The organism is Amycolatopsis sp. DSM 110486 (assembly GCF_019468465.1).
Taxonomy (GTDB): domain Bacteria; phylum Actinomycetota; class Actinomycetes; order Mycobacteriales; family Pseudonocardiaceae; genus Amycolatopsis.
Window position 1 is genome coordinate 8,019,730 of sequence record NZ_CP080519.1, and the last position, 21,486, is coordinate 8,041,215.

25 protein-coding genes and 1 pseudogene are annotated in these 21,486 nt (G+C 71.4%); 22 read left to right on the top strand and 4 right to left on the bottom strand.

Translation table 11 applies throughout. The features are described 5' to 3' along the window. Window positions 1-473 precede the first annotated feature (473 nt). From K1T34_RS38930 to K1T34_RS38985, 12 genes and pseudogenes are all read left to right on the top strand, one after another. Window positions 474-3,221, top strand: coding sequence for an AAA family ATPase (locus tag K1T34_RS38930; RefSeq protein WP_220239714.1), 2,748 nt, complete (start codon window positions 474-476; stop codon window positions 3,219-3,221). 1,134 nt (window positions 3,222-4,355) lie between these two features. Further along, entirely contained in the window at window positions 4,356-5,372 is a 1,017-nt protein-coding gene (locus K1T34_RS38935) for a nitroreductase (protein ID WP_220239715.1), read from the top strand. Further along, window positions 5,369-6,253: a universal stress protein gene (locus K1T34_RS38940; RefSeq protein ID WP_255637874.1), complete on the top strand. Its 885-nt coding sequence runs from the start codon at window positions 5,369-5,371 to the stop codon at window positions 6,251-6,253. The genes K1T34_RS38935 and K1T34_RS38940 overlap by 4 nt, the downstream gene beginning before the upstream one ends. Continuing rightward, on the top strand, window positions 6,250-6,882 hold the full coding sequence (locus K1T34_RS38945) for a CBS domain-containing protein (protein ID WP_220239716.1): 633 nt from the start codon (window positions 6,250-6,252) through the stop codon (window positions 6,880-6,882). The genes K1T34_RS38940 and K1T34_RS38945 overlap by 4 nt, the downstream gene beginning before the upstream one ends. Continuing rightward, complete coding sequence (gene ppk2 / locus K1T34_RS38950) at window positions 6,879-7,751, top strand: polyphosphate kinase 2 (RefSeq protein WP_220239717.1); 873 nt, start codon at window positions 6,879-6,881, stop codon at window positions 7,749-7,751. The genes K1T34_RS38945 and ppk2 overlap by 4 nt, the downstream gene beginning before the upstream one ends. A gap of 51 nt (window positions 7,752-7,802) precedes the next feature. After that, the gene (locus tag K1T34_RS38955; protein ID WP_220239718.1) at window positions 7,803-8,648 is read left to right on the top strand and encodes a universal stress protein; all 846 of its coding nucleotides are present in this window, start codon (window positions 7,803-7,805) and stop codon (window positions 8,646-8,648) included. An 18-nt stretch (window positions 8,649-8,666) separates the two neighbouring features. Beyond that, complete coding sequence (locus tag K1T34_RS38960) at window positions 8,667-9,239, top strand: HPP family protein (RefSeq protein ID WP_220239719.1); 573 nt, start codon at window positions 8,667-8,669, stop codon at window positions 9,237-9,239. 49 nt (window positions 9,240-9,288) lie between these two features. Continuing rightward, on the top strand, window positions 9,289-9,570 hold the full coding sequence (locus K1T34_RS38965) for a DUF1918 domain-containing protein (RefSeq protein ID WP_220239720.1): 282 nt from the start codon (window positions 9,289-9,291) through the stop codon (window positions 9,568-9,570). After that, a complete protein-coding gene (locus K1T34_RS38970; protein WP_220239721.1) occupies window positions 9,557-10,450 on the top strand; it encodes a universal stress protein in 894 nt (297 codons plus the stop codon). The genes K1T34_RS38965 and K1T34_RS38970 overlap by 14 nt, the downstream gene beginning before the upstream one ends. Window positions 10,451-10,759: 309 nt before the next feature. Beyond that, on the top strand, window positions 10,760-11,374 hold the full coding sequence (locus K1T34_RS38975) for an HPP family protein (RefSeq protein ID WP_220247624.1): 615 nt from the start codon (window positions 10,760-10,762) through the stop codon (window positions 11,372-11,374). Then, on the top strand, window positions 11,371-12,273 hold the full coding sequence (locus tag K1T34_RS38980) for a universal stress protein (protein WP_220239722.1): 903 nt from the start codon (window positions 11,371-11,373) through the stop codon (window positions 12,271-12,273). Before K1T34_RS38975 ends, K1T34_RS38980 begins: the two co-directional genes overlap by 4 nt. Further along, a pseudogene (locus K1T34_RS38985) lies at window positions 12,270-12,721 on the top strand (hypothetical protein); the annotation flags it as partial. The gene K1T34_RS38980 and the pseudogene K1T34_RS38985, both read left to right, overlap by 4 nt. A gap of 71 nt (window positions 12,722-12,792) precedes the next feature. Here K1T34_RS38985 and K1T34_RS38990 read toward each other — a convergent pair. Continuing rightward, entirely contained in the window at window positions 12,793-13,353 is a 561-nt protein-coding gene (locus K1T34_RS38990) for a universal stress protein (RefSeq protein ID WP_220239723.1), read from the bottom strand. Window positions 13,354-13,544: 191 nt separating this feature from the next. Between K1T34_RS38990 and K1T34_RS38995 the strand changes: the two genes are divergently transcribed. Further along, complete coding sequence (locus K1T34_RS38995; RefSeq protein ID WP_220239724.1) at window positions 13,545-14,522, top strand: nitroreductase; 978 nt, start codon at window positions 13,545-13,547, stop codon at window positions 14,520-14,522. Window positions 14,523-14,550: 28 nt separating this feature from the next. Beyond that, window positions 14,551-14,856, top strand: coding sequence for a hypothetical protein (locus K1T34_RS39000; RefSeq protein WP_220247881.1), 306 nt, complete (start codon window positions 14,551-14,553; stop codon window positions 14,854-14,856). A 39-nt stretch (window positions 14,857-14,895) separates the two neighbouring features. Here the strand turns inward: K1T34_RS39000 and K1T34_RS39005 are convergent, their stop codons facing one another. Further along, window positions 14,896-15,318 carry an HPP family protein gene (locus K1T34_RS39005; RefSeq protein ID WP_220239725.1) on the bottom strand — a complete coding sequence of 141 codons (423 nt, stop codon included), beginning with the start codon at window positions 15,316-15,318 and terminating at the stop codon, window positions 14,896-14,898. A gap of 216 nt (window positions 15,319-15,534) precedes the next feature. Between K1T34_RS39005 and K1T34_RS39010 the strand changes: the two genes are divergently transcribed. The 4 genes from K1T34_RS39010 (at window position 15,535) to K1T34_RS39025 (ending at window position 17,517) form a co-directional block, all read left to right on the top strand. Continuing rightward, on the top strand, window positions 15,535-16,134 hold the full coding sequence (locus tag K1T34_RS39010) for a hypothetical protein (protein ID WP_220239726.1): 600 nt from the start codon (window positions 15,535-15,537) through the stop codon (window positions 16,132-16,134). Window positions 16,135-16,183: 49 nt separating this feature from the next. Beyond that, window positions 16,184-16,483, top strand: a complete 300-nt coding sequence (locus tag K1T34_RS39015) for a dsRBD fold-containing protein (RefSeq protein WP_360590223.1) — start codon at window positions 16,184-16,186, stop codon at window positions 16,481-16,483. 13 nt (window positions 16,484-16,496) lie between these two features. Further along, window positions 16,497-17,018, top strand: a complete 522-nt coding sequence (locus K1T34_RS39020; protein WP_220239727.1) for a flavodoxin — start codon at window positions 16,497-16,499, stop codon at window positions 17,016-17,018. 328 nt (window positions 17,019-17,346) lie between these two features. Beyond that, the gene (locus K1T34_RS39025; protein WP_220239728.1) at window positions 17,347-17,517 is read left to right on the top strand and encodes a hypothetical protein; all 171 of its coding nucleotides are present in this window, start codon (window positions 17,347-17,349) and stop codon (window positions 17,515-17,517) included. 56 nt (window positions 17,518-17,573) lie between these two features. Here the strand turns inward: K1T34_RS39025 and K1T34_RS39030 are convergent, their stop codons facing one another. Beyond that, a complete protein-coding gene (locus K1T34_RS39030; RefSeq protein ID WP_220239729.1) occupies window positions 17,574-18,200 on the bottom strand; it encodes a hypothetical protein in 627 nt (208 codons plus the stop codon). 177 nt (window positions 18,201-18,377) lie between these two features. Between K1T34_RS39030 and K1T34_RS39035 the strand changes: the two genes are divergently transcribed. The 4 genes from K1T34_RS39035 to K1T34_RS39050 all read left to right on the top strand — a co-directional run bounded on the left by K1T34_RS39035 (window position 18,378) and on the right by K1T34_RS39050 (window position 20,712). After that, entirely contained in the window at window positions 18,378-18,911 is a 534-nt protein-coding gene (locus K1T34_RS39035) for a flavodoxin domain-containing protein (protein WP_220239730.1), read from the top strand. 220 nt (window positions 18,912-19,131) lie between these two features. Continuing rightward, the gene (locus K1T34_RS39040) at window positions 19,132-19,485 is read left to right on the top strand and encodes a PEP-utilizing enzyme (protein ID WP_370643483.1); all 354 of its coding nucleotides are present in this window, start codon (window positions 19,132-19,134) and stop codon (window positions 19,483-19,485) included. Further along, a complete protein-coding gene (locus tag K1T34_RS39045; RefSeq protein ID WP_220239731.1) occupies window positions 19,482-19,988 on the top strand; it encodes a universal stress protein in 507 nt (168 codons plus the stop codon). The genes K1T34_RS39040 and K1T34_RS39045 overlap by 4 nt, the downstream gene beginning before the upstream one ends. Before the next feature lie 10 nt (window positions 19,989-19,998). Next, on the top strand, window positions 19,999-20,712 hold the full coding sequence (locus K1T34_RS39050) for a CBS domain-containing protein (protein ID WP_220239732.1): 714 nt from the start codon (window positions 19,999-20,001) through the stop codon (window positions 20,710-20,712). 167 nt (window positions 20,713-20,879) lie between these two features. Here K1T34_RS39050 and K1T34_RS39055 read toward each other — a convergent pair whose 3' ends face one another. Continuing rightward, a complete protein-coding gene (locus tag K1T34_RS39055; RefSeq protein WP_220239733.1) occupies window positions 20,880-21,482 on the bottom strand; it encodes a DoxX family membrane protein in 603 nt (200 codons plus the stop codon). Between the last annotated feature and the right edge of the window lie 4 nt (window positions 21,483-21,486).

The window sequence follows — 21,486 nt, forward strand, 5'->3', positions numbered from 1 at the left end:
CGGCACGCTGCTGGAACTCGCCGACGCGTGCGACGTGCCCGCACGCTGGAGCTTGCTGCACCGGCGCGTGCCAGACGTGCGGCACGCCGGTCCTGTCGGGCTCCGTCGGCTACGCGCAGTTGCCGCTGGAGTCGCCGGCAGCAGGCCAGGCGCTGCTCTGCTGCTCCACCCCGCGCACCGACCTTCGATAAACAAGCGCGTCGGAGTCGGCACCCTCTCGGCCGGCGATGTCGGCAAAGCACTGGAGTGGGACCTAGACGATGCTCGCGAAATCCGCTCGGTCGGCTGATGACCGCTCGTTGACAACGCGCTCGCGTCCGTGTTGAGACAGCGCCCGGTTGTGAACGTGGAACTTGGTCGACCGGGCGTGCACGCGGTGCCGGAGTTATGTTTGAGGCTCCGATGAGGTCGCCGCGGGGTCTGTCCGATCAGGCCGGCGGGGGCGGCGACGGAGCGGGTAGCGGTGGTGCGAGATGCTGCGGGACCGGCACAGGGAGCGGGTTGAATTCGACCGGCTGGTCGACGCCGTGCGGGCGGGCCAGAGCCGGGTCCTGGTGGTGCGTGGCGAGCCCGGCGTGGGCAAGACGGCCTTGCTGGAGTACGCCGCCGAGGTCGCCCGGGGGTGTCGGGTGATGCGCGCGGCCGGGGCTCAGGCCGAGGCGGAGCTGGCCTTCGCGGGGCTGCATCAGGTGTGCGCGCCGATGCTGGCTGGGCTGGCTCGATTGCCGGGGCCGCAGCGGGTCGCGCTGGAAACGGTTCTGGGGATGGGGAGGAGCGACAGGCAGCCGGATCGGTTCCTGGTCGGGTTGGCCGTGTTGAGCCTGCTGGCGGAGGCCGCCCACGAGCGGCCGCTGGTGTGCCTGGTGGACGACACGCAGTGGCTGGATCAGGCGTCGGTGCAGGCTCTGGTGTTCGTGGCGCGGCGGTTGTCGGCGGAGTCCGTCGGCATGGTCTTCGCCGTGCGGGAGCCGCAGGAGACCGGGGAGCTGGCGCGGCTTCCGGACCTGGTTGTCGGTGGTCTTCCCGCCGAGGAGGCGCGGGAGTTGCTGAGCTCAGCGCTGGGACCGCTGGACCCGGAGGTGCGGGACCGCGTCGTGGCCGAGACGCGGGGGAATCCGTTGGCGCTGTTGGAACTCCCGCGCGGGCTGAGCCCGGCCGAGCTGGCGGGTGGGTTCGGGCTGCCGAGCATCGAGGGGCTGCCGAACCGGATCGAGGAGAGTTTTCACCGGCGATTGGCGCCGCTGCCGGCCGAGACGCGGTTGCTGCTGCTGGTCGCGGCCGCCGAGCAGAGCGGCGAACCGGTGCTGCTGTGGCGCGCGGCCCAGCGGCTCGGCATCAGGATCACGGCAGCGGCACCGGCGAAGGAGACCGGCCTGGTCAGCTTCGATCCACAAGCGTGGTTCCGGCATCCGCTGGTGCGCTCGGCCGTCTACCGCGCCGCATCTTCCGAAGATCGGCGCCGCGTACACGCCGCGCTGGGCGCGGTCACCGACGCGGAGCAGGATCCGGATCGACGGGCGTGGCACCGCGCCCACGCGGCCGCGGGGCCGGACGAGATGGTCGCGGCCGAGCTGGAAAACTCGGCCGGGCGGGCGCAGGCGCGCGGGGGTGTGGCCGCGGCTGCCGCGTTTCTCGAGCGGGCCACTCGCCTGACTCCCGACCCCGTCCAGCGGGCCGAGCGAGCGCTCGGCGCCGCGCAGGCCAAGCAGCAGGCCGGCGCGCCGGACGCGGCGCTGGAACTGCTGGCCACTGTCGAGGCGGGTCCGCCCGACGAATTCCGCCGTGCTCGCTGCGAGCTGCTACGCGCCCAGATCGCGTTGGTCACCAGGCGCGGCCGCGACACCCCGCGGCTGCTGCTCGAGGCCGCCACTCGGCTCGCGCCACTCGACGCGCGCCTGTCGCGCGACACCTTCCTCGGGGCACTGGAGGCGGCGGCTTTCGCCGGCCCGCTGGCGAGCGGCGGGGGAATCCGGGAGGTCGCGGAAGCCGCGCGGGCTGCGCCCCCGGCCCCGGAGCCGCCGCGCCCGCTCGATCTGCTGCTCGACGGTCTGATCCTGCAGATCACGGAGGGATACGCGGCCGCCGTGGCGCCGCTGAAGCGAGCGCTCGCGGCGTTCCGCAGCCCCGACCTCGCCCCGGAGGACGCCCTTCGCTGGACGTGGTTCGCGCTGGTCACCGCCCGCAATCTGTGGGATGACGAGACATTCGACGTCCTCACGCGCCGCCACGTCGAGATCGCCCGAGACACCGGCACGCTCGCCGCGCTCCCCCTCGCCCTCCAAACGCGCGTGTCCGCGCAGGTGGTCGACGGCGAGCTGACCGAGGTCGCGCCGCTGCTCGAAGAGAGCGCAGCGGCCGCGGAGGCGACCGGAATCGAGCTCCCGCCCTACGGCGGCCTGCTGCTCAGGGCCTGGCAAGGGCGGGAAACCGAGTTCCACGACCTGAGCGAACCGGTCGTCGCGGGCGCGGCCGCGCGGGGCGAGGGCATCGCGCTGGCCGCGACGGCGTGGACGAGCGTGGTGTTGTACCTGGGGCTGGCCCGCTACGACGACGCGCTCGGGGCAGCCCAGCGCCTCATCGAGTCGGACAACCCGGGCCAGCGGTTCGTTTCCCAATGGGGTGCGGCAGAGCTGATCGAGGCGGCCGTCCGGACCGGAACGCGAGACGCCGGTGCCGAGACATGGGCCTGGTTCTCACCCCTGTTGCGGGCCGCCGGCACCGACTGGGCGCTGGGCGTCGAGGCTCGTTCTCGCGCGCTGCTGGCCGACGGGCCGGGCGCAGAGCACGCCTACCGCGACGCCATCGAACATCTCGGCCGCACCCGCGTCCGGCCCGAACTGGCCCGAGCGCACCTGCTGTACGGCGAATGGCTTCACCACGAACGCCGCCGCGGCGACGCCCGCGACCAGCTGCGCACCGCGCACGACCTGTTCACCACCATGGGCATGGCCGGCTTCGCCGAACGCGCCGCCCGCGCACTCCACACCACCGGGGCGACCGTCCGCACCCACCGCACCGAGACCGACACCACCCTGACCGCGCAGGAAACCCAGATCGCCCGCCTCGTCCAGGACGGCCACACCAACCCCGAAATCGCCGAACGGCTGTTCCTCAGCCCCCGCACCGTCGAAAGCCACCTCACGCGCATCTACGACAAGCTCAGGTCACCGCCGCCGTCTCCTCCAGTGCCGCCGTCACCACCCTTGCCGCCGGCGACGTGACTGCCGCGGGCCGGATCGGCGGATTCCGGCTCCACCATCGTTCGCCGCCGTTCTGGCCTCTGGCACCTGTGCCACCGCTCGCCGCGCAGGTGCAGCCGAACCCGTTGTGGCCAAGGAGTTCTGCGACGTATTCGCGTTGGATGTTGCGCCAGAGCGAGAAGTCTGCGGCGACGGCGGCAGGCAGGACGCTGCAGAGCGCCGCGGATGTTGACGGTGCCGACGGCTCCCATCAACGGTCGGAGACCGTTGCTGCAAGGCCCTGCGACGAGAGCGGGCGCTATTCGCCGACACCGGTCTCAAACTGGAGATTTTCGGGCTCAACGTCAGCTCGGCCGGCGCGATCAGCCAATCGCCTGATCGCCACGAGATCAGCTGGGCGCAGAACGTCGAGCTGGTCCGCGCGGCTGAGGCCGCCGGGTTCGAATCCGCCGCGACCCCGCGGCTGCGCGCGAGAAGAGTCAGGAACTACGCAGCCTGGCCGCGCGGGAGAACCGAGCGATCCGGGTGTGGATGTCCGCCAGCGTCATCCTCGGCGAATCGGACACCGACGCCGCCCGCATCCGCGACGACTACGAGACCCGCCACCGCGACGACTAAGCCATCCGCAACTGTCTCGACTGGACCATGGGCGGCGCGCACCTGCCCCCGGACCGACGGCGGCACCTGGAACGCACCCTGGCTTCGACCGCCGGCAGCCACAGCCTCATCGGCGGCACCTGGTGTCCGAGCTCGCGGGGCATGGCCACGGCCCCGACGAGTCCACCGTCTGGCGTGAGGATCCGTCGGGTCGGCTCATCGACGGCGGCGAGCAGCCGACATTCGCTGCGGTAGAAGGAACACCGCTGTTCGAGGGCCGAGGTCACATGGTGATCTGCGGTGCGGGTGGCCGACGGTGTCACGAGGATCCGTCTCCATGGGCTGGGGGACGTATCGGGCAGCGTGCACCGGTCTGCAGGGCTGCGGTAGGCGGAGGTGTGCGGACCGAGAGCCCGCGAGTTTCGCTGCGGGTCGAGAGGTTCGATCGCCGCTTCGGTGACGTTGGTCCTTCGCCGCGATGCCTTGTGGCCGGCGCGCCGAACCCGGTGCCGGCGGTTAGCTGAGGAGTCGGGCCAGTCGACACCTTCAGGAGAAGCCGTGACCAGCGAAGCCGATCCGGCACCCGGACCGCGGGGCGGTGCCTGGACGGGCGCCGAGGTGGAGGTACTCGGCCGCGCGGTGCTGCGCGCGCCGTCAGTGCACAACACCCAGCCCTGGACGGTCGAGCCGGTCGGGCGAGCGGTCGTGCTGCGCGAGCGGACGGATGTCGCGTTGCCGCGGCACGATCCCGATCGGCGCGACCTGGTGATGTCGTGTGGGGCTGCACTGGCGAACCTCGAGCTGGCGGTGCGGGTGCTCGGCCGGCGAGCGGACGTCACGATCCTGCCCGACACGGCCCATCCGGAAGTGGTGGCGCGCATCGATGCGACAGTCCCGGCGCAGCCGTCGGACGCGGACCTGAGGCGGTTTTCCGCGACCACGACCCGGCGCAGTCAGCGGGCGCGGTTCACCGGAACGCCCGTGGGGCGGAGGCTGGCCGAGCAGGTGGCGCGGGCCGCGGTGACGACCGGAGCCCAGGCGGTGCCGCTGCCCGACGCCGGTGAGCTGGCGGCGTTGTTCGACCACGCTGCGCGCGCGATCCGTGACGACGGCGCGTATCAACGTGAGATCGCCTTGTGGACGATTCGCGACGAAGCGAGTCACCGCCACGGAGCGGGGCTCGGCCGCACCGTGGTTCCGGGCGGCGAGTTCCCGTGGGCGGGGCTGGTCCGACGCACCACCGACCTACCGGAGCTGCCCGTCTTGCGATCCAGGCTGGCGGGCGAGACGTTCCTGCTCTTCCTGACCACCGATGACGGCCGCGCCGATCACGTCCACGCCGGCTACGCGCTGGAGCAGTGCTGGCTCGAGGCGATCGCTCGCGGGCTGGCGGTGGCGGTGCTGACACAGCCCCTGCACGTGCCGGAGGTGCGATCGGCACTGTGCGAGGACCGCGGCTTGCCCGGTTTCCCGCAGGCGTTGATGCGGCTGGGCCGTACGTCGCGCATCGCGCCGCCGAGCGTCCGCAGGGGCCTGGGTGAAGTCTTGATCGGGCAGCGGGGGAGCGAGTCGTGATCGATCACATGGTCGTGGGTGTCGACGGCAGCGAACCGGCCGCGGTTGCTGCTCGCTGGGCTGCGCGGGAAGCCGCGTGGTGGCACACGTCGCTGACTGTGCTCACCGTGTGTGGGGTCGACGGTCCGTCCGTCGGTGGCGCCGAGTGGCGTGCGGCCAAGGAGGCGCTCGTGCTGGAGGTTGCGCGGACGACGCGTGACGAGCTGGCGGTGGCCGAGCCCGGTGTGTCGATCACCACCGAGGCGAGCGGCGCCGGCGTCGAGGCCGCTTTGCGGCAGGCCTCCCAGAGCGCGCTGTTGCTGGTGCTGGGCCCGCCCACCGGAACACTGTCCGGTTTGCTGGCGGGTTCACCTGACGCAGACCTCATCGCCCGCGCCGGCTGTCCGGTGGCGATCGTCCGCGGCAGTGGCGCCACACGGGTGGACGGGCCGGTCATCGTCGGCGTGGACGGCAGCCCGACGAGCGACGCCGCGATCGGATGGGCGTTCGAGGAGGCGTCGCGGCGACACACCCGGCTGGTGGCCTTGCACGCGTGGCAGGACAGCTGCAGCGGCCGGCCGTTCGGGGAAAGCCACGCGACCCCACTGATCGACGTCGGCGAAGCGGAAGAGCGCGCGCTCGCTCAGCGGCTGGCCGGTCGGCGCGAACGCTTTCCGGACGTCGACGTCGAGCTCGTTGTGGAGCGGGACCGGCCGAGCGACCGGCTGATCGAATACGGCAAGGACGCGGCCGTCGTGATCGTGGGCAGCCGCGGGCGAGGCGGCTTCACGGGCATGGTGCTCGGTTCCACCACCCACGCGTTGCTGCACCACGCCGACTGCCCCGTGCTGGTGGTCAGCAGGGAGCGGAACGGACAAACCTCGACAGGGGAGGAACGATGAACACGAGCACGACACCCGTCGCAGCGGTGATGACGCCCAGTCCGGTGTGCGCGCGGCTGGACACCCCGGTCAAGGAGATCGCGGACGTCCTGGTCCGCCGCGGGATCAGCGCGGTGGCCGTGGTCGATCGCCAAGGTGCGATCGCCGGTGTGGTGTCCGAACGGGACTTGCTGCCGCTGCTGCGCTCGGATCGCCGTCGCGGCTGGTGGCGCCGCAACGCGTGGCCGCCGCGAACGGCGCGGGACGTGATGACGAGCCCGGCGTTGACCGTGGCTGCCGGTGCGCCGGTTGCCGACGTCGCGGCGCGGCTGGCCGAATCGGGGCTGCGACGGCTCTTCGTTGTCGCCGCCGGGCGGCCGGTGGGTGTTGTCGCGCGGCGCGACCTCGTCGGGTTGATCTCGCGCTCGGACTCCGAGATCGCCCGCGAGGTGACGGTCCTGCTGAGAAAGTCCCTGCGGATCGGGCCGGATCGTGCGCGGGTGATGGTCCACTCCGGTGTGGTGACGGTGGCGGGCCGGGTCGAGCAGCGCAGCGAGATCGCGTCCGTGACCAGTCGCATCGAAGCGGTGTCCGGGGTGGTCGAGGTGTGCAACGGCCTCGACTTCGTGTGGGACGACGTGACCCGATGACCGGAAAGCACCCCGCGGCGCGGCTGTCGCGCGCGGTTTACGAGAAGGAGCTCGCCCGGCTGCAGATCGAGCTGGTGAAGTTGCAGGAGTGGGTGCGCGCAGAGGGCGCGCGGCTCGTCGTGGTGTTCGAGGGCCGTGACGCGGCGGGGAAGGGCAGCACGATCAAGCGGCTGACCGAGCACCTCAACCCCCGGGTGGCGCGGGTCGAGGCGTTGCCGAAGCCGACCGAGCGGGAGCGCACGCAGTGGTACTTCCAGCGGTACGTGGAATTGTTGCCCGCCGCCGGTGAGATCGTGCTGTTCGACCGCAGCTGGTACAACCGCGCGGGCGTGGAGCGGGTGCTGGGGTTCTGCACACCCGACGAGTACCACCGGTTCTTGCAGCAGTGCCCGATTTTCGAGCGTCTGCTCGTGGGCGACGGCATCCTGTTGCACAAGTACTGGTTCTCGGTGAGCCGCGACGAGCAGGAGCGCCGGTTCCGGGCGCGGATCGACGACCCGCTCCGGCGCTGGAAGCTGTCCACGACGGACCTGGAATCGGTGTCGCGATGGGAGGACTACTCCCGGGCGAAGGACGACATGTTCGTGCACACCGACATCCCCGAAGCACCGTGGTACGTGGTCGACAGCGACCAGAAGCGCCGTGGGCGGATCAACATGATCGCGCACCTGCTCGCCGGCGTCCCCTATCGCGAGATCCCCCGCGAGGCCGTGACCATTCCGCCGCGGCCGAGCGACGGCGGGTACGCGCGGACGGACCGGCGGTTGCAGCGCGAGGTCCCCGACTACGCGGCGACGCTGATGAAGCACTCCGCGCTTTCGTCCCGTCCGGAAGGGACTTCCTCCCCTGACCGTGCTCATCGCGGCTGAGCGACGGTGGAATGAGTCACCGGTCTGAGGTGGCGGGAACGGAGACATGTCGTGACGGGAACGACAGCCCGCGCCGCGGTGGTGGTCGGTGTCGACGAATCGGAGGCGGCTTTGGCCGCCGCCCGGTGGGCGGCGGAAGAAGCGGTGCGCCGGGATTGCGTGCTCCGGCTGTTCCACGCCGGGCTGTTCGACACGGCCGACCTCAGCGGCCGCGAACGGTCGTGGGAAGAACCGCTGCTGCTGGAGCGTGCCCGCCGCTGGATCCAACGAGCCGCGCAGGTCGCGCAGGAGGCCGCGCCGGGCGTGCGTATCGAGTACCTGGTCCGGCTCGGGCTCGCCGCCGACTTGCTCGTCGGGCTGTCGGACGAGGCAGCGCTGATCGTGCTGGGTTCGCACGGAATCGGCGGGCTGCGGGGAGCCGCGATCGGGTCGGTGGCGTTGCGAGTCGCCGCGAGCGCGCGCTGCCCCGCGGTGATCGTGCGCGGCCGCGACAAGCAGGGCGGGCCGGTGGTCGCGGGTGTTGTCGGTGATGGTGACGGTCGCACGCTGAAGTTCGCGGTCGAGGCCGCCCGCGACCGCCAGGTGCCGCTGATCTTGGTGCACGCGTGGCACGGGGGACGGCTCGACGATCCGGAACTGGTCAAAGCGGCCGCGGAGGGCGAAGAGCGAGCGCTCCGACGCCGGGGCGACGACCTGGCACGGACCGGTCCCGGTGTCACGATCCTGGCTCGGGCAATCCGCGAACGCTCGGCTGCGCGCGCGTTGCTGGGTTTCGAGGACGCCCAGTTGCTCGTGATCGGCAGTCGCGGCCGGGGGTCGGTCTCGGGCGGTCTGCTCGGCTCGACCGGGAACCGGTTGCTCGCTCATGCGATGTGCCCGGTCGCCGTCGTTCATTGAGACATCAGGAGGAGAGCCGTGCGCGCACGGGACATCATGACGCGGCCGGTGGTCGTGTTCGGGCCGGCGACGCCGGTGCGGGAGGCGATCGTGCTGCTCATGGAGCACGGCATCGCCGCGTTGCCCGTGGTCGACGAGGAAAACCGCGTCGTCGGTTCGTTCACGGAGGCCGACGCGCTGAGCGGGGTGCTGACCGGAGAGCCGGTCGCGCCGGGCCGGCTCGTGGAATCCGTGATGACCAGGCTGGTCGTCGTGGTCGAGCTTGACACCGATGTCAGCGACATCGCCGCCCGCATGCTCGTCGACCGGCTGCGCAGCATCCCGGTCGTCGACGCGGGCGGTCTGGCGGGGATTGTCAGCCGGCGAGACCTGCTGCGCCCGCTCGTGCGGCACGACGACGCCATCGCCGCGCAGGTCCGTGGCTTGTTCAAGGACTACACGGGGCACCGCGACCTGTGGTCTGTCTCCGTCATTGCAGGTTTGGTGACTGTCCGCGGCACCTTCGCCGACGAAGCCGAACGAGGGCTCGTCGCCGCTCTCGCGAAAACGGTCGAGGGCGTCACCGCGGTGGAACTTGCCGGCAAGAACTGACTTGTGCGGCCGCGATTCCCGCCGCCGAACCTGATCTCGAGGAGGAGTGATGCACGCACGACCCGGCGACTGGCTCGTAGTGAAGGGAGTTCGAGTCGACCTGCCCGAACAGCGGGGCCTGATCTTCGCCGTCGGAGGGCCGGACGGCACCCCTCCGTTCAGCGTCCGTTGGCCGGCCGACGACCACGTGTCGATCGTGTTCCCCGGCCCGGACGCCATCGTCCTGACCGAAGCGGAGATCACCGCGCGTGACGAAGACGACCGTGCGCGGTTCGAGCGGTTGCGGGTGCTGCGACAGTCGGGCGAAGGTGCGCACAGTGTCCCGGCGTGACGACCGCGTGGTGCTGGCCGGCGTGGACGGTTCGGCTTCGGCCCTGCACGCTGCGGTCTGGGCAGCCGAGGTGGCTGTGCGCCGGGGCGCGGTGCTGAGACTCGTGCAGGCGTACGTGGTTCCCTCGCCGGGAGTCTCGGGCATGGCTGTGACAGCCGTGCGCGAAGGCTTCCGGTCCCTCGCCGAGTCGGGCGTGGCCGAGGCCGAGGGGGCCGTGCTGGCGAAGTGGCCGTCGGTGCGGATCGAGCGGGCCGTCGTGGAGGGCGGTCGGGTGGGCGTCCTGCTGCGAGAGTGTGCGGACGCCGAAGTGGTGGTGCTGGGCTCGCGCGGGCTGGGCGGGTTCACCGGGCTTCTGATCGGCTCGACCGCGGTCTCACTCGCCGCCCACGCGCCGTGCCCGGTCGTCGTGGTGCGCGGGCGTCGGCCGGACGACCCGCCGCCGGTGGCCGGCCCGGTGCTTGTCGGGCTCGACGGGTCTCCCGACAGCAACGACGCTCTGGGTTACGCGTGCGAAGAAGCCGCGGCTCGCGGCACCGCACTCGTGGCGGTGCACACCTGGAACGAGATCACGCCGGAGGGAAAGTTGCGGGCAGCGGGCACCCGCCCGGAGGACGTCGCCGCAACCGAACGACGGCGGGTCGACGAGCAGCTCGCGCCCTGGCGTGAAAAATTCCCCGACCTCCCGATCGACGTCGTGGTGGTCCGAGGACGGCCGGTCCGGACTCTTCTGGAGCTCGGAGCGGACGCGCAACTCGTCGTGGTGGGCAGCCGTGGCCGCGGCGGGTTCACCGGGATGTTGCTGGGCTCCACCAGCCAAGCGCTGCTCGTGCACTCCGCGTGCCCGGTCGCGGTCGTCCGCCCGGGCAGGCAACCGTCATGAACCGTCGCAGCACCACGGCGCCGAGGTCGCTCGCCGTGTCAGAGACGGTGTTCGCGCCATGCCCTCATGGCGGCTTGCGGTCCGGTCCGCGGTGATCGGGATCCACTAACCCGCGTGGCAGGAAACGTCTCTTGTGGACAGTCGTGGCGGGAACCGGCACAGCGCCGGCGGTGCGGGAAGCCGTGGTCCGGGGACTCGGATCGGCTCGCAGACGGTGACGTTGGTCCTTCGCGATGGTGACTCCGGACCGGCGTGGCCGGCCTTGCCCGGTGGTTACTTTCGGTGCAGCGAACGGAAGGGGCGAACTCCATGCGTGCACGAGATCTGATGTCCGCGCCGGTGGTGACGGTGCACCCGTGGGCGCCGGTGAAGGAGGCGGCCGCAGTGCTTTCCGAACATGGGTTCACCGCGCTGCCGGTGGTCGACGACGACGAACGCCTCATCGGCATCGTCACTGAAGCCGACCTGATCCGCGGGCGCATCCCGGCCGACGCGCGGACGGCCCATCAACGCCCGGAAATCCCCTCGGTGGCGGAGACGTCGGTCGAGCAGGTGATGACCACGCCGGTCACCGCGATGTCGTCGGGGACCGACGTCGCCGATCTCTGCCAGGCCCTCGTCGACGCCAAGATCCGCGCGATGCCGATCGTCGACGGCAGCCGCCTGGTCGGGATCGTCACGCGTGGTGACGTGGTCCGTGTGCTCGCCCGGGAAGACAGTGCGATCTCCGCCGACGTGCGGCACCGGCTGGAGATCTACGGCGGCACCGGTCGCTGGAAGGTCGAGGTGCACGAGGGGGTCGTGCGGATCGTCGACCGCTACGACGACAAGACCGATCGCCACGTCGCGAGCCTGCTTGCCCTGGCTGTGCCAGGCGTCGTCGGTGCCGAGACGGTTTCGTCGAGAGAGGACCCGTGGTCATGACAACGCACAACAGCAACACCGTGGTGATCGGCGTCGACGGTTCGGCAGGCGCGGACGAGGCGGTCCGCTGGGCCGCGCGGCTCGCGTCCGGACGGGGGCTCGAGCTGGAACTGGTGAACTGCTTGCAGGGCGCCGCGCTCTACTACGGTGGCGGCCTGGCCGGAAGTGACGAGCTGTTCGAGCAATTTCGGCGGGAAGGTGATCGCCTCGTCACCGCGGCTCGCGAGCTGGCTCTGTCCGTGGACGCGTCGCTCACCGTGCGAACCGGCGTGGTCTTCGACGCTTCAACCAACGCCCTCCTCGACCTGTCGAGGCGCGTTCGGCTGATCGTGGTCGGCCGGACCGGCACCGGTGGCTTCGCCGGGATGCTGGTCGGCTCCACGGCCGCCACCGTGGCCAGCCACGCCGAGTGCCCCGTCGCGGTGGTCCGTGGGCGACACGGCGATGGCCCGGTTCCGCTCGACGGGCCGGTCGTGGTCGGCGTGGACTGCACTCCGAACAGCGAGGCCGCCATCGCGGCGGCCTTCGAGGAAGCGGGTTTCCGCGGTGTGCCGCTCGTGGCCGTGCACGCGTGGAACGACGTCACGTACGACTCCACGGACAGCACGGCCCGCCTGATGCCCCAGCCGGAATCGCTCGAGCCGACGGAGGAGCGATTGCTGGCTCAGCGGCTGGCGGGCTGGCAGGAGAAGTTCCCCGAAGTGGCGGTCCGCCGGGCTCTGGTCCAGGACCGGCCGCGGCACGCGCTGCTCGCCGAGTCCGACGGGGCACAGCTGGTGGTGGTCGGCAGCCACGGCCGCGGCGGCTTCACAGGCATGCTTCTCGGCTCGACCGCCCAGGCGCTGATCCACCACTCGTCCTGCCCCGTGCTCGTGGTGCGGCCGGAGCCGAAGCGGTGACGGCTCTCGAGGCCACTGCCTCGACTCTTTCGCCGGTCGAGCCGGCCCAGGTCGACGCACAGTGGCGAGCGGCGAACTACCTGGCCGTGGGCCAGATCTACCTCGTGAGCAACACACTGCTGCGTGAGCCGCTCGTGCCCGGGCAGGTCAAGCCGCGCCTACTCGGGCACTGGGGACCTCGCCGGGGCTGAGCTTCGTCCACGCCCACCACGACCGTGCGATCCTCACCCACGACCTGGCCGCGATGTTCGTGACCGGTTCGGCCGCTCTCGACGGAAAGCAGGTCGAAGGCACCTGGCGTGCCCACCAGGTGCCGGTCGCGCATGTGCGCGAGGATCCCGAGCACCTCAGTGTGCTGGAGACATGGTTGCGGTCGTACCGGCCCGAAGAGCTGTTCGACGAACGATGCTGCCCTACGGGTGCTCGTGGTGGCCGACGACGGAGCGGGCTTGCCGGTGGACATCGCGGCGAGCGGGCTGCGTAACCTTCGCGACCGCGCGGAGTCGGCCGGCGGCACGTTCACGCTCGATTCGCACCCTGGCCGCGGCGTGCGGATTCAGTGGACTGCGCCGTTGTCTTGAGTCTGGAACGTCTCAGCGGCCAGGGGGACGCGGCCGGGACCAGGCGGCGCGCGGCCCCGGGTGTGACGACCACGACCGGGCAGCGCGAGTAGCGCACGAAGTCGCACGAAACGCTGCGGAGCAGCAGTTCCCGCGTGCGGCCGGCGCCGTGTGCGCCGACGACGAGGAGATCGGCGTCGGTGGACGCGGCGATCAGCTCCGTGGCCGGATCGCCCCGCGGCGTCGAGATCGTGACGTCCGCGGCGGACGGGAACTCCGCGCGGATGCGCGCGATGTCGTCGTGCGGGGCATACACACCGGCGGGATGCCGACCGCGCCGCTGCAGCGCGAAAGACGTTTCCGACAACAGGCTTTCCGTCGGCCGCACCAGCACGGCGTGCATGGAGTCATCGGGCTGAGCGGCAACGCCGAGTACCCAGCGCAGCGCCGCATCGCTCTGAGGGGAGCCGTAGAAGCCGACGATGATGAAGCGGCCGGAAGCCGGGTTCGCGGAATTCATCGCACACGCCTCTCCTCGGGTTACGGGTCGAGCGTCGTGGAGGAGATCGTGCGGGGGCCAGGGCATGAGGTCGCCGGTGCGGGCGAGGACGTCTGCCGTGGGCGCGGTGACTTTGGGCCGCATCGGCGGGATCGCACGACGGCGAGCATGGGGTTTGCCGGAGTGACCGTCTCCGGGTACGGGAGTGGAATATGCGGACCTCGGCACAGGCGGAGGCGCTCGCTGCTTCCGAGATCGTGGTGCTCGCCCGGGCGATGAGTCGGGCTCCGTCGGTGCACAACACGCAACCCTGGCGCATGCGCGTCCGGAGCAGCGACATCGACCTGATCGAGCTAGCCTCCGTGGCGTTGCCGAACCACGATCCGGAGGGCCGCGACCGCATGGTGTCCTGCGGCGCGGCGCTCGCGCACCTGCAGGTGGCCGCGCGGGTGCTGTGCCGGGCGGCCACCACGTCGTACCCCGCCGATGGTGCGGTCGTGGCCACCATCCACGCCGAGCCGGGCTTGAGCCCCGACCACGCCGAGCTCGCGCGCTACCACGCCATCGGGCGCCGGCGCACCCACCGCCGCTGGTTCTCGGCCGAGCCTGTGTCCGAAGTGGACCAGGCGGCGGTGTCCGCGGCGGGCGGCGAGGCGTGCGTGCGCGCGGTGGTGCCACGTCATCTCGGCGAACTGGGGGCGATGCTCGGTTTCGCCACCCGGGTCTTCCGGGCGGACCCGGCCTACCAGCGTGAGCTGCGCGCGTGGACCGCGAGCACGAGCGGTGCCCACGCGTCGGGCGCCGAGGACGGCGTGCCCGAGGCGGCGCTCGGCCGCGAATCGCTGCCTGCCGCGGGGCTGGTGCGCCGCGAAACGCCGGTGCCGGACGACGCCAGGCTCACCGCGCGGCTAGAAGCAGAGCACCTCCTGGTCTTCTGCACCGAGGGGGACAGCCGGCGCGAGCACCTCGCCGCCGGCGCCGTGTGCGCCCGGACGTGGCTGGAAGCGACCGCGCGCGGTCTCGCCGGGTCGGTCCTCACCCAGCCGCTGCACCTGTGCGGCTTCCGCGAGCTGCTCGCCGAGCGGCTGGAACTGCCCGGACTGCCGCAGGTGATCTTCCGCTACGGGCACCCGGTGGATCCCGTGCCACCTTCGCCTCGCCGCCTCCTCGCCGATCTGCTTCCGGACTGAACCGGGCCGGCTCGACCAGGAGACCGTGATGACCGCAGCGCTTTCCCCGTTCGTCGAGCAGGCCCTGTCGGCCGCGGTCCTGACAGTTGCCGACCCGGACCCCCCGCGAGGCGCGGCTCTCGTGCGGGGCGGCGGTGTGACCGCGCTTGTCCGCCGGGCGGAGGCCGAACAGTCGCCCGACGCCGCGTTTCGCGCTGAAGCTGCCCAGTGGACGGGCCGTGATCCGGATATCCCGGACGGGGTGCCGACGATCGCCTTCGGCCCACCACCGGACATCCCGGACTCACCGAGCGCGGCGTCCGGTGGCGGAGGTGACGACCGTGCGCGCCCCTGACGTGCCTGCTCGCTGACCACCTGGTGCGGACTCGGTGTCCTATGAGGACCGCTCCTCGGCGGGCAGGACGCGCAGGAGGTCCTGATACGTCACGATGCCCACCAGCAATCCGTTGTCGTCGACCACGGGCAGCGCGCGCACACCTGATTCGGTCATGCGGTGCGCGAGCGCGGTGGCGTCGAGCTCTGGGGTCGCGGTCGGGGCCGGGGTGCGCATGACCGCGGACACGGTGCGGTGGCGGCCGAGCAGGACGCCCGTGTCAGGGTCCCCGGTGGCCGAGTCGCCGGGGAATCCGGCCTGGACGAGGTCCCGTTCGCTGATCAGGCCCACGAGCTTGGCCGAACGGGTGACCACGGGCAGGGTAGTGAAGCCCTGTCGCGTCATCAGGTGAGCGGCCTCGGCGAGCGAAGCGTCGAAAGTCACGCTGATCACGGGGGTCGTCATGATGTCACGCGTTCGCATGGCGTTCTCCGTTCCGGCCGGGTGTGGGCGCCTCGTCCGACCTTGATGCCGGCGGCCCGGGCGGGCCAAGGGTCTTTGGTCCCTGGCCGGCCGCCGGGCGGGGCGCGCGCTGGGGACCGGTGACCCGGCGAATCGGGCAGAAGGCCTCTTCGGACCAGCCGGCGCGCGGCCCATGCTTATGAGCGGACCGGTCCGTCGAAACGAAAGGCGCGAGACATGGTTCCGTCGGCGAACCGCTTGCCGCGGTGGTGGCACCTGCTCGTTCCCACTCGCGGCTCCGTCGCGCGGACTTCGGACCGGCTGCAGGCCGGTCTGGTGCTCGTGGTGATCCTCGTGGCCCTCGCCGCGGTCCCGTTCTCGGCGGCCGTCGGCTCGTCGGTCTACGCTTCGCAGAAGGCGGTCTCGGTGCGGGAACTCGCCGAGCGCGCGCCGGTGACGGCGACGCTCCTCGCCGATGGCCCGCCGATTTCCGTGAGTGGCCGCAGCGGCGCCGTCGGCAGCCCGATGCCGACCGACGCGACGTGGGACTCCGCCGGCGGCGTCCGTTACTTCGGGAAAGTGGGTGCGAACGGAGGCTCCCACCGTGGCGATACCGTGCAGATCTGGGTGGATCACACCGGCGTCGTGGTCGAACCGCCGCTGAGCGCCGTCGCCGCCGTCGTGAACGCGGCCGCGGCCGCGGCCGGGCTGTTGTTCGCGGTGTGCCTCGGACTGGCGCTGGTCTACGGGATCGCTGTCTTCGCACTGAATCGCTACCGCAGGGGGAAGTGGCAGCAGGAGTGGTTCGCCTTCGTGAGCAAGAAAGCGCGCTCGTGAGCTCGGGGCGACCGATCGACGACCGCGTGCCGACGAGGGTTCGAGGATCGTGGCCGAACCGTCGGCGGAACAGGAGGTAGTCATGCACACCAGGCAATGGCACGTCGAAGTGTTCCTCAGCGAGAACGAAGGGCGGACGAACGCCACGGCCCGGCTGGACACCGGGTCAGGTGCGACGCTCGACGCGGCAGGCACCGCGAGGCTCAACCCGGTTGACCGCGACGTCCCGGAGATCGGGGACGAGCTCGCCGCCGCCCGGGCCCTGAGCGCGCTCGCGCACCGGCTGCTGGACGTCGCCGCCGAGGACATCGAAGGCATCACCCACGAGCCTGCTCGGCTCGACAGGTGAGGAGGTGGCCGGGATGCACGCGATCGTCGTGTACGAGTCCATGTTCGGCGACACCGAAGAGGTCGCCCGAGCGGTGGCGGACGGGCTGGATTCGGCGGAGGTCGTCCCCGTCGACCTCGCGCCACGCAATCTGATGGGGTGCGACCTGCTCGTGGTCGGCGCACCGACGCACGTCCACGGCCTGAGCCGGCCGTCGACGCGCAAGGCGGCGGTGGAGCAGGCTCCGGACGGGACTCGCACGCACGAGCCGGGGATGCGCGAGTGGCTGGGCGGCTTTCACGTCCTGCCTCCGGGAACGACCACGGCCGCGTTCGACACCAGGCTCCGCAAACCTGTCTGGCTCACCGGCTCCGCCGCGAGGGCGGCCGGCAAGTTCTTGCGCCGCCTCGGCCATCCGCCGGTGGTCCCGGCGACGAGCTTCTTCGTCGAGGTGGTGGACGGCGAAACACGGCTGGTGGACGGAGAACGAGCACGAGCTCGGGAGTGGGGCGAGTCCCTCGCCCGGACGCAGCGGACCGGGTCCGGCCGCGGCTGAGGGTCGGGCGTCCCTGGGTGCCCAGCCACCGGTCCGCAGGCGCACAGATGGGCGCTTCGGCCGGGCTGTGGAAGCACACTACGGCGATCACGCCGGCGAAACCGGCCGGAACCGCAAGGCGCCGCGCCTACGCGTACGCCGCCGAGCGGGAGCGGCGCGTGGGTCATCGCCCGAGTGTGCGGCTGTGCGCTTTGCCCGGAGCAGGGCAACACCGCACCGGAGGGAGGGACCAAAGACTCCAGGCCCGCCGACGTCCGGCCGCAGCGCCGCGATCACGGCCGCCTCTGACCTCGGGGGAAGGTCTCTGGCAGCGGGAAGGAGGAGCATCGTGGACGAGAAGGAACAGGCATTGACCGAGGAAGACGCGCGGCGCGAGGTCGCCGCGCGTGGCCGGCGCACTACTACGATCCGCCGGTACCTGCTGGTGGGTGAACGGCGCGCGATCGAGGAGAACGAGAAGGACGTGGTGCCCGAATCGGCACCCGAGTCCGGATGCTGACGGGCGAGCCTGAGCCGGTTCCCGGAGTCGCGGCGGGACCCGGCTCGAGCGGCCGTTCATTCCGGTCGGCTGTAGGCGGCCAGAGCCCGGTCCCGTGCCTCTTGGGAGATCGTCCGCACCAGCGTGGTGTGGGCCGCCCGGGCGAAGGGGCGGGCGATTCGCCAGTACCGGCGGAACTTCAGCCAGCTCTGCGGGTCCGTCATCTGCACTCGGGAGTCGACGGTCAGCAGGCTGTGATGGAGTCCGTAAGGCCGCACGCCGAACGTGATCACCAGCTTTCCGTATCCGGGTTCGGAAAAAGCCGCGAAGTCGTCCGGGTCGACCCGGCGCCAGGTGATGACCGGGCGCCAGAACTTCCCTGCGACGCCGACGGCGAATTCGGTGCCCGGGTGCTCGCCGAGGAGCGCCCAGTCGGAACCGCTGTCGAGGTCGTCGACGGTCAGGCGGGTGGGCTGCCGCGGCGGCCCATGCCGCCGGTCGCGCCAGCGAGCGGGCAGCTCGCGAAGCCGCTCCGCGATCGTCAGAAGACCACTGTGGATATCCGTCAGGTCGAGGTCGCGTGCCGCCGCGTACGTCTCTTTGACCGGTGCGTCGACGATCTCGTGGCGCACCAATGAGAAATGGGGGTGCGGGGCGAACCGGTCGACGAGCAGATCGGGTGCCTGCGGGTGGGAATCCGTCATGGTGCCTCCTCTTCGGGCGGGTGTGGAGTTTCCAGGCTGGGCGCGCCCGCGTACGTGCGCTAGGAGCGGACGGTATGTGCGTGGCTGATTTCGTCATCGCCGGAAGTGACTTCGTGCCCTGCCGCGGGCTGTGGTGGAACGCGACGGTGAGGAGTGTCGATCGAAAGGCGGCTTGCCATGAGGATTCTCGTCGTGGTGGCGACCAGACACGGGGCCACGAGAGAAATCGCCGAGCAGATCGCCGCGACGGCCGCGGCTTCGCTCGAGGAAACCGGTGTCGCGGCGGAGACCGAGGTGCGCGATGCCGAGCACGTCACGTCGTTCGTGGGGTACGACGCGGTGGTGCTCGGCAGCGCGGTCTACTTCGGGCATTGGCTCGACAGCGCACGTCGTCTCGTGCACGAGCACCAGGGGGAACTGCGCCACGTCCCCGTGTGGCTGTTTTCCAGCGGGCCGGCGGGGGAGCAGGCGCACCCGGGCGAGGATCCGGTAGACGTCTCCGACGTGCTGGCCGCTTCGGGTGCCCGCGAGCACCGGCTTTTCGGTGGCCGGATCGAGCGCGCGAAGCTGCGCTTCCCCGAGCGGGCCGTGGTCGCCGCGTTACGAGTACCGGACGGCGACAACCGTGAGTGGCCGATGATCCGGGCCTGGGCGCGGACCATCGCCGGCGAACTGGCCACGGCGCCCGTGGAGCGACAGGGCCGGCGATGACAGGGCGAGTCCCGAAGAGCCGCGGTCATGCCCGTTCGGGTTCGTGAAGCGACGTCTCGGCCCTGTCGCACCCGATCTTCGCCGCCTGTGTCGCTTGTGGAGGCAGTCCGTTCGCCGGGCGCGCCGCGTGGACGACGTCACGGCATCGGTTACCGGACGACGTTGCCGAACATCGCCCGAGCGGCGGCCGCGCCCGCCATCACGTTTTCGGAGGAGAATCATGACCGCGAACCCGTCCGTGAGGGCGCTGCTGCCCGACGGCGAGGTCGGCCTGATCCGCACGCTCGCTCCGGCCGAAGCCGCGCAGCTGCTCGAAGGCGAGGTGCTGGCCGCGCCGATGACGAACCCGGACTGGGTGCCCGCCATTCGCCGGTCGGCCGCGCTCGTGACCGACGGAGGCGGGATGACTTGCCACGCGGCGGTGGTCGCGCGCGAGCTGCGCGTGTCCTGCGTGGTCGGGACCGGTGACGCCACCCGCGTGCTCGCGGACCGGGCTCTGGTGACGGTCGATGGCACGAGGGGCGAGGTGCGCGCCGGCGCCGTCGTTTCCCGTCGGGAGAGGAGAACACCGTGACCACGGCAGACCAGGACGACATCGTCGTCGGCGTCGACGGCTCGGCGGGCAGCGCCGCGGCACTGCGCTGGGCCATGGCCGAGGCGAGGGCGAGCGGCCGCCGCGTCGTGGCGGTCAGAGCGTGGAGCTTCGACCCGACCGCCGATCTGGAGTCGGCGGCGACGCAGTCGCTGCCGGGCATGGAAATCCGGTATCGGCAGCAGCTGGAGCGGTCCGTCGCCGACGCACTCGCCGGCGCCGACCCGGTGCCGGTCCGCGCGGAACCGGTCGATGGTGCCCCCGGCCCGGTTCTCGTACGAGTCTCGCAGAACGCGGCGATGCTCGTCGTCGGGAGCCACGGCCACGGCCGCTTGCTGCGACTGCTCGTCGGGTCCGTGTCCGCGTACTGCCTCAAGGAGTCCCGCTGCCCTGTTGTCGTCGTGCCGGTGCGCACGGCGGAGGAACGGGGACCGGTTCCGGAGGCGGACACGGTCGCGACCTACCAGCCCGGCCCGCTGTTGTGAGGAGCCGACGATGACCGGACAGCGCAAGGTGAGTGCCGTCATGACGACGGACGTCGTGAGCGTCCCGCTCGGTGCCCCGTTCAAGACGGTGGCCGGGCTGCTGGAGGAGCGCGGCGTCGGCGGTGCGCCGGTCGTGGACGGGCACGGTCGTGTCGCGGGTGTCGTGTCCCGCGGCGATCTGCTCGAACGAGAAGTCGGGCACCGGAGTTTCGGCCCGCGGGCGAGGCGCGTGCGACGCAAGGCCGAAGGGGTGCTCGCCGCCGACCTGATGAGCAGCCCGGCCGTGACGATCGGACCCGACGAGGACGTCGTCCGCGCCGCACGGCTGAGGGAGTCCCACCGCGTGCACCGGCTGCCGGTCGTCGACGCCGAAGGCGCTCTCGCCGGCGTCGTGTCGCGAGCAGACTTGCTGCGCGTGTTCCTGCGCCCGGACGAGGACATCCGCGAGGAGGTCTGCGACGAGGTGCTCGCGAAGGAGATGTACGTGGATCCTCGGTCGCTGTACGTCGCGGTGCAGGACGGGATCGTGTCGCTCAGCGGTACGGTCGAGCGGTACGGCATGATTTCGCTCGTCGAGGCGCTCGTCCGCCGCGTCGACGGGGTCGTCGAAGTGCGCGGGCATCTCAAGGTCGAGCTCGACGATCGCGACATCCACCCGGACGAGCCAGTGGCGGCGGCTGGTTCGGCAGGCGGTCGCCGTACCGCCCCTGACCCCCGCTGCTGACGACCATCGCCGCTGACGGCCATCGTCCTGATCGGACGGTGGCCGTCGTGCTTCGCGTGGTGATGCCATGCGAAAGCGGGGCTCAATTCAAGAACAGCGCCGGCGTGAGAGCTTCGGTTTTCACGGCCGGGGACCTCGTCGCCAGCGCCCTTGTCGCGGTGGGCGGGTCAGCGCAGCCAGGCACGGTCGCCGGTGAAGGTGGCCCAGCGGTGGCCGAACCCCCAGGTGTTGCCGGCGAGCGTCGTGGCGAGTGCGACGAGGACGAGTGCGTAGACGATGTGGTAGTCGAGGAACGGGTGGGTCGAGTGTGTCGCCTGACCGGCGACGGTGAACCGCGCCGGAGGCCATTCGGCGGCCCACATCAGCAGAAGCATGACCGTGCCCGCGACGGCGGTGATCCGCAGCGTAACCCCGGCCAGCAACGCGAGGCCGATGCCGAGCAGGCCGGCCATGAAGAGCCAGTCGGCCCACCACGTGCCGGCCCAGGCGTGGAACGTCGAGGCGAGCGGACCCACGTCGACGGAGCCCAGGAAGCCGCGGGTGGGGGAGCCGCCGCGGATCCAGGCACCCGCGGCGGCGGTGGAGTAGCCGAGGCCGAACAGCTTGTCGGCGAACGCCCACAGGAAGACGACGCCCATGGCGATCCGCAGCAGGGCCAGAGCACGGCCGCCGTCGGCCCGGCGGTGGCGGGGCGGCGCGGGCCGCCGAGGCTCGTGAGGCGCGGGAACCTTTGTGTCGGAAGGCTTTTCATGCTCGGGTTTGATGGACATGATC

What these genes read in the sequence shown, in the direction of transcription:
- K1T34_RS38930 (WP_220239714.1), top strand. Translation starts at nt 474, where the DNA reads ATGCTGCGGGACCGGCACAGGGAGCGGGTTGAATTCGACCGGCTGGTC.
- K1T34_RS38945 (WP_220239716.1), top strand. Translation starts at nt 6,250, where the DNA reads ATGAACACGAGCACGACACCCGTCGCAGCGGTGATGACGCCCAGTCCG.
- ppk2 (WP_220239717.1), top strand. Translation starts at nt 6,879, where the DNA reads ATGACCGGAAAGCACCCCGCGGCGCGGCTGTCGCGCGCGGTTTACGAG.
- K1T34_RS38965 (WP_220239720.1), top strand. Translation starts at nt 9,289, where the DNA reads ATGCACGCACGACCCGGCGACTGGCTCGTAGTGAAGGGAGTTCGAGTC.
- K1T34_RS38975 (WP_220247624.1), top strand. Translation starts at nt 10,760, where the DNA reads ATGCGTGCACGAGATCTGATGTCCGCGCCGGTGGTGACGGTGCACCCG.
- K1T34_RS38980 (WP_220239722.1), top strand. Translation starts at nt 11,371, where the DNA reads ATGACAACGCACAACAGCAACACCGTGGTGATCGGCGTCGACGGTTCG.
- K1T34_RS38990 (WP_220239723.1), bottom strand. Translation starts at nt 13,353, where the DNA reads ATGAATTCCGCGAACCCGGCTTCCGGCCGCTTCATCATCGTCGGCTTC.
- K1T34_RS38995 (WP_220239724.1), top strand. Translation starts at nt 13,545, where the DNA reads ATGCGGACCTCGGCACAGGCGGAGGCGCTCGCTGCTTCCGAGATCGTG.
- K1T34_RS39000 (WP_220247881.1), top strand. Translation starts at nt 14,551, where the DNA reads ATGACCGCAGCGCTTTCCCCGTTCGTCGAGCAGGCCCTGTCGGCCGCG.
- K1T34_RS39005 (WP_220239725.1), bottom strand. Translation starts at nt 15,318, where the DNA reads ATGCGAACGCGTGACATCATGACGACCCCCGTGATCAGCGTGACTTTC.
- K1T34_RS39010 (WP_220239726.1), top strand. Translation starts at nt 15,535, where the DNA reads ATGGTTCCGTCGGCGAACCGCTTGCCGCGGTGGTGGCACCTGCTCGTT.
- K1T34_RS39020 (WP_220239727.1), top strand. Translation starts at nt 16,497, where the DNA reads ATGCACGCGATCGTCGTGTACGAGTCCATGTTCGGCGACACCGAAGAG.
- K1T34_RS39030 (WP_220239729.1), bottom strand. Translation starts at nt 18,200, where the DNA reads ATGACGGATTCCCACCCGCAGGCACCCGATCTGCTCGTCGACCGGTTC.
- K1T34_RS39035 (WP_220239730.1), top strand. Translation starts at nt 18,378, where the DNA reads ATGAGGATTCTCGTCGTGGTGGCGACCAGACACGGGGCCACGAGAGAA.
- K1T34_RS39040 (WP_370643483.1), top strand. Translation starts at nt 19,132, where the DNA reads ATGACCGCGAACCCGTCCGTGAGGGCGCTGCTGCCCGACGGCGAGGTC.
- K1T34_RS39050 (WP_220239732.1), top strand. Translation starts at nt 19,999, where the DNA reads ATGACCGGACAGCGCAAGGTGAGTGCCGTCATGACGACGGACGTCGTG.
- K1T34_RS39055 (WP_220239733.1), bottom strand. Translation starts at nt 21,482, where the DNA reads ATGTCCATCAAACCCGAGCATGAAAAGCCTTCCGACACAAAGGTTCCC.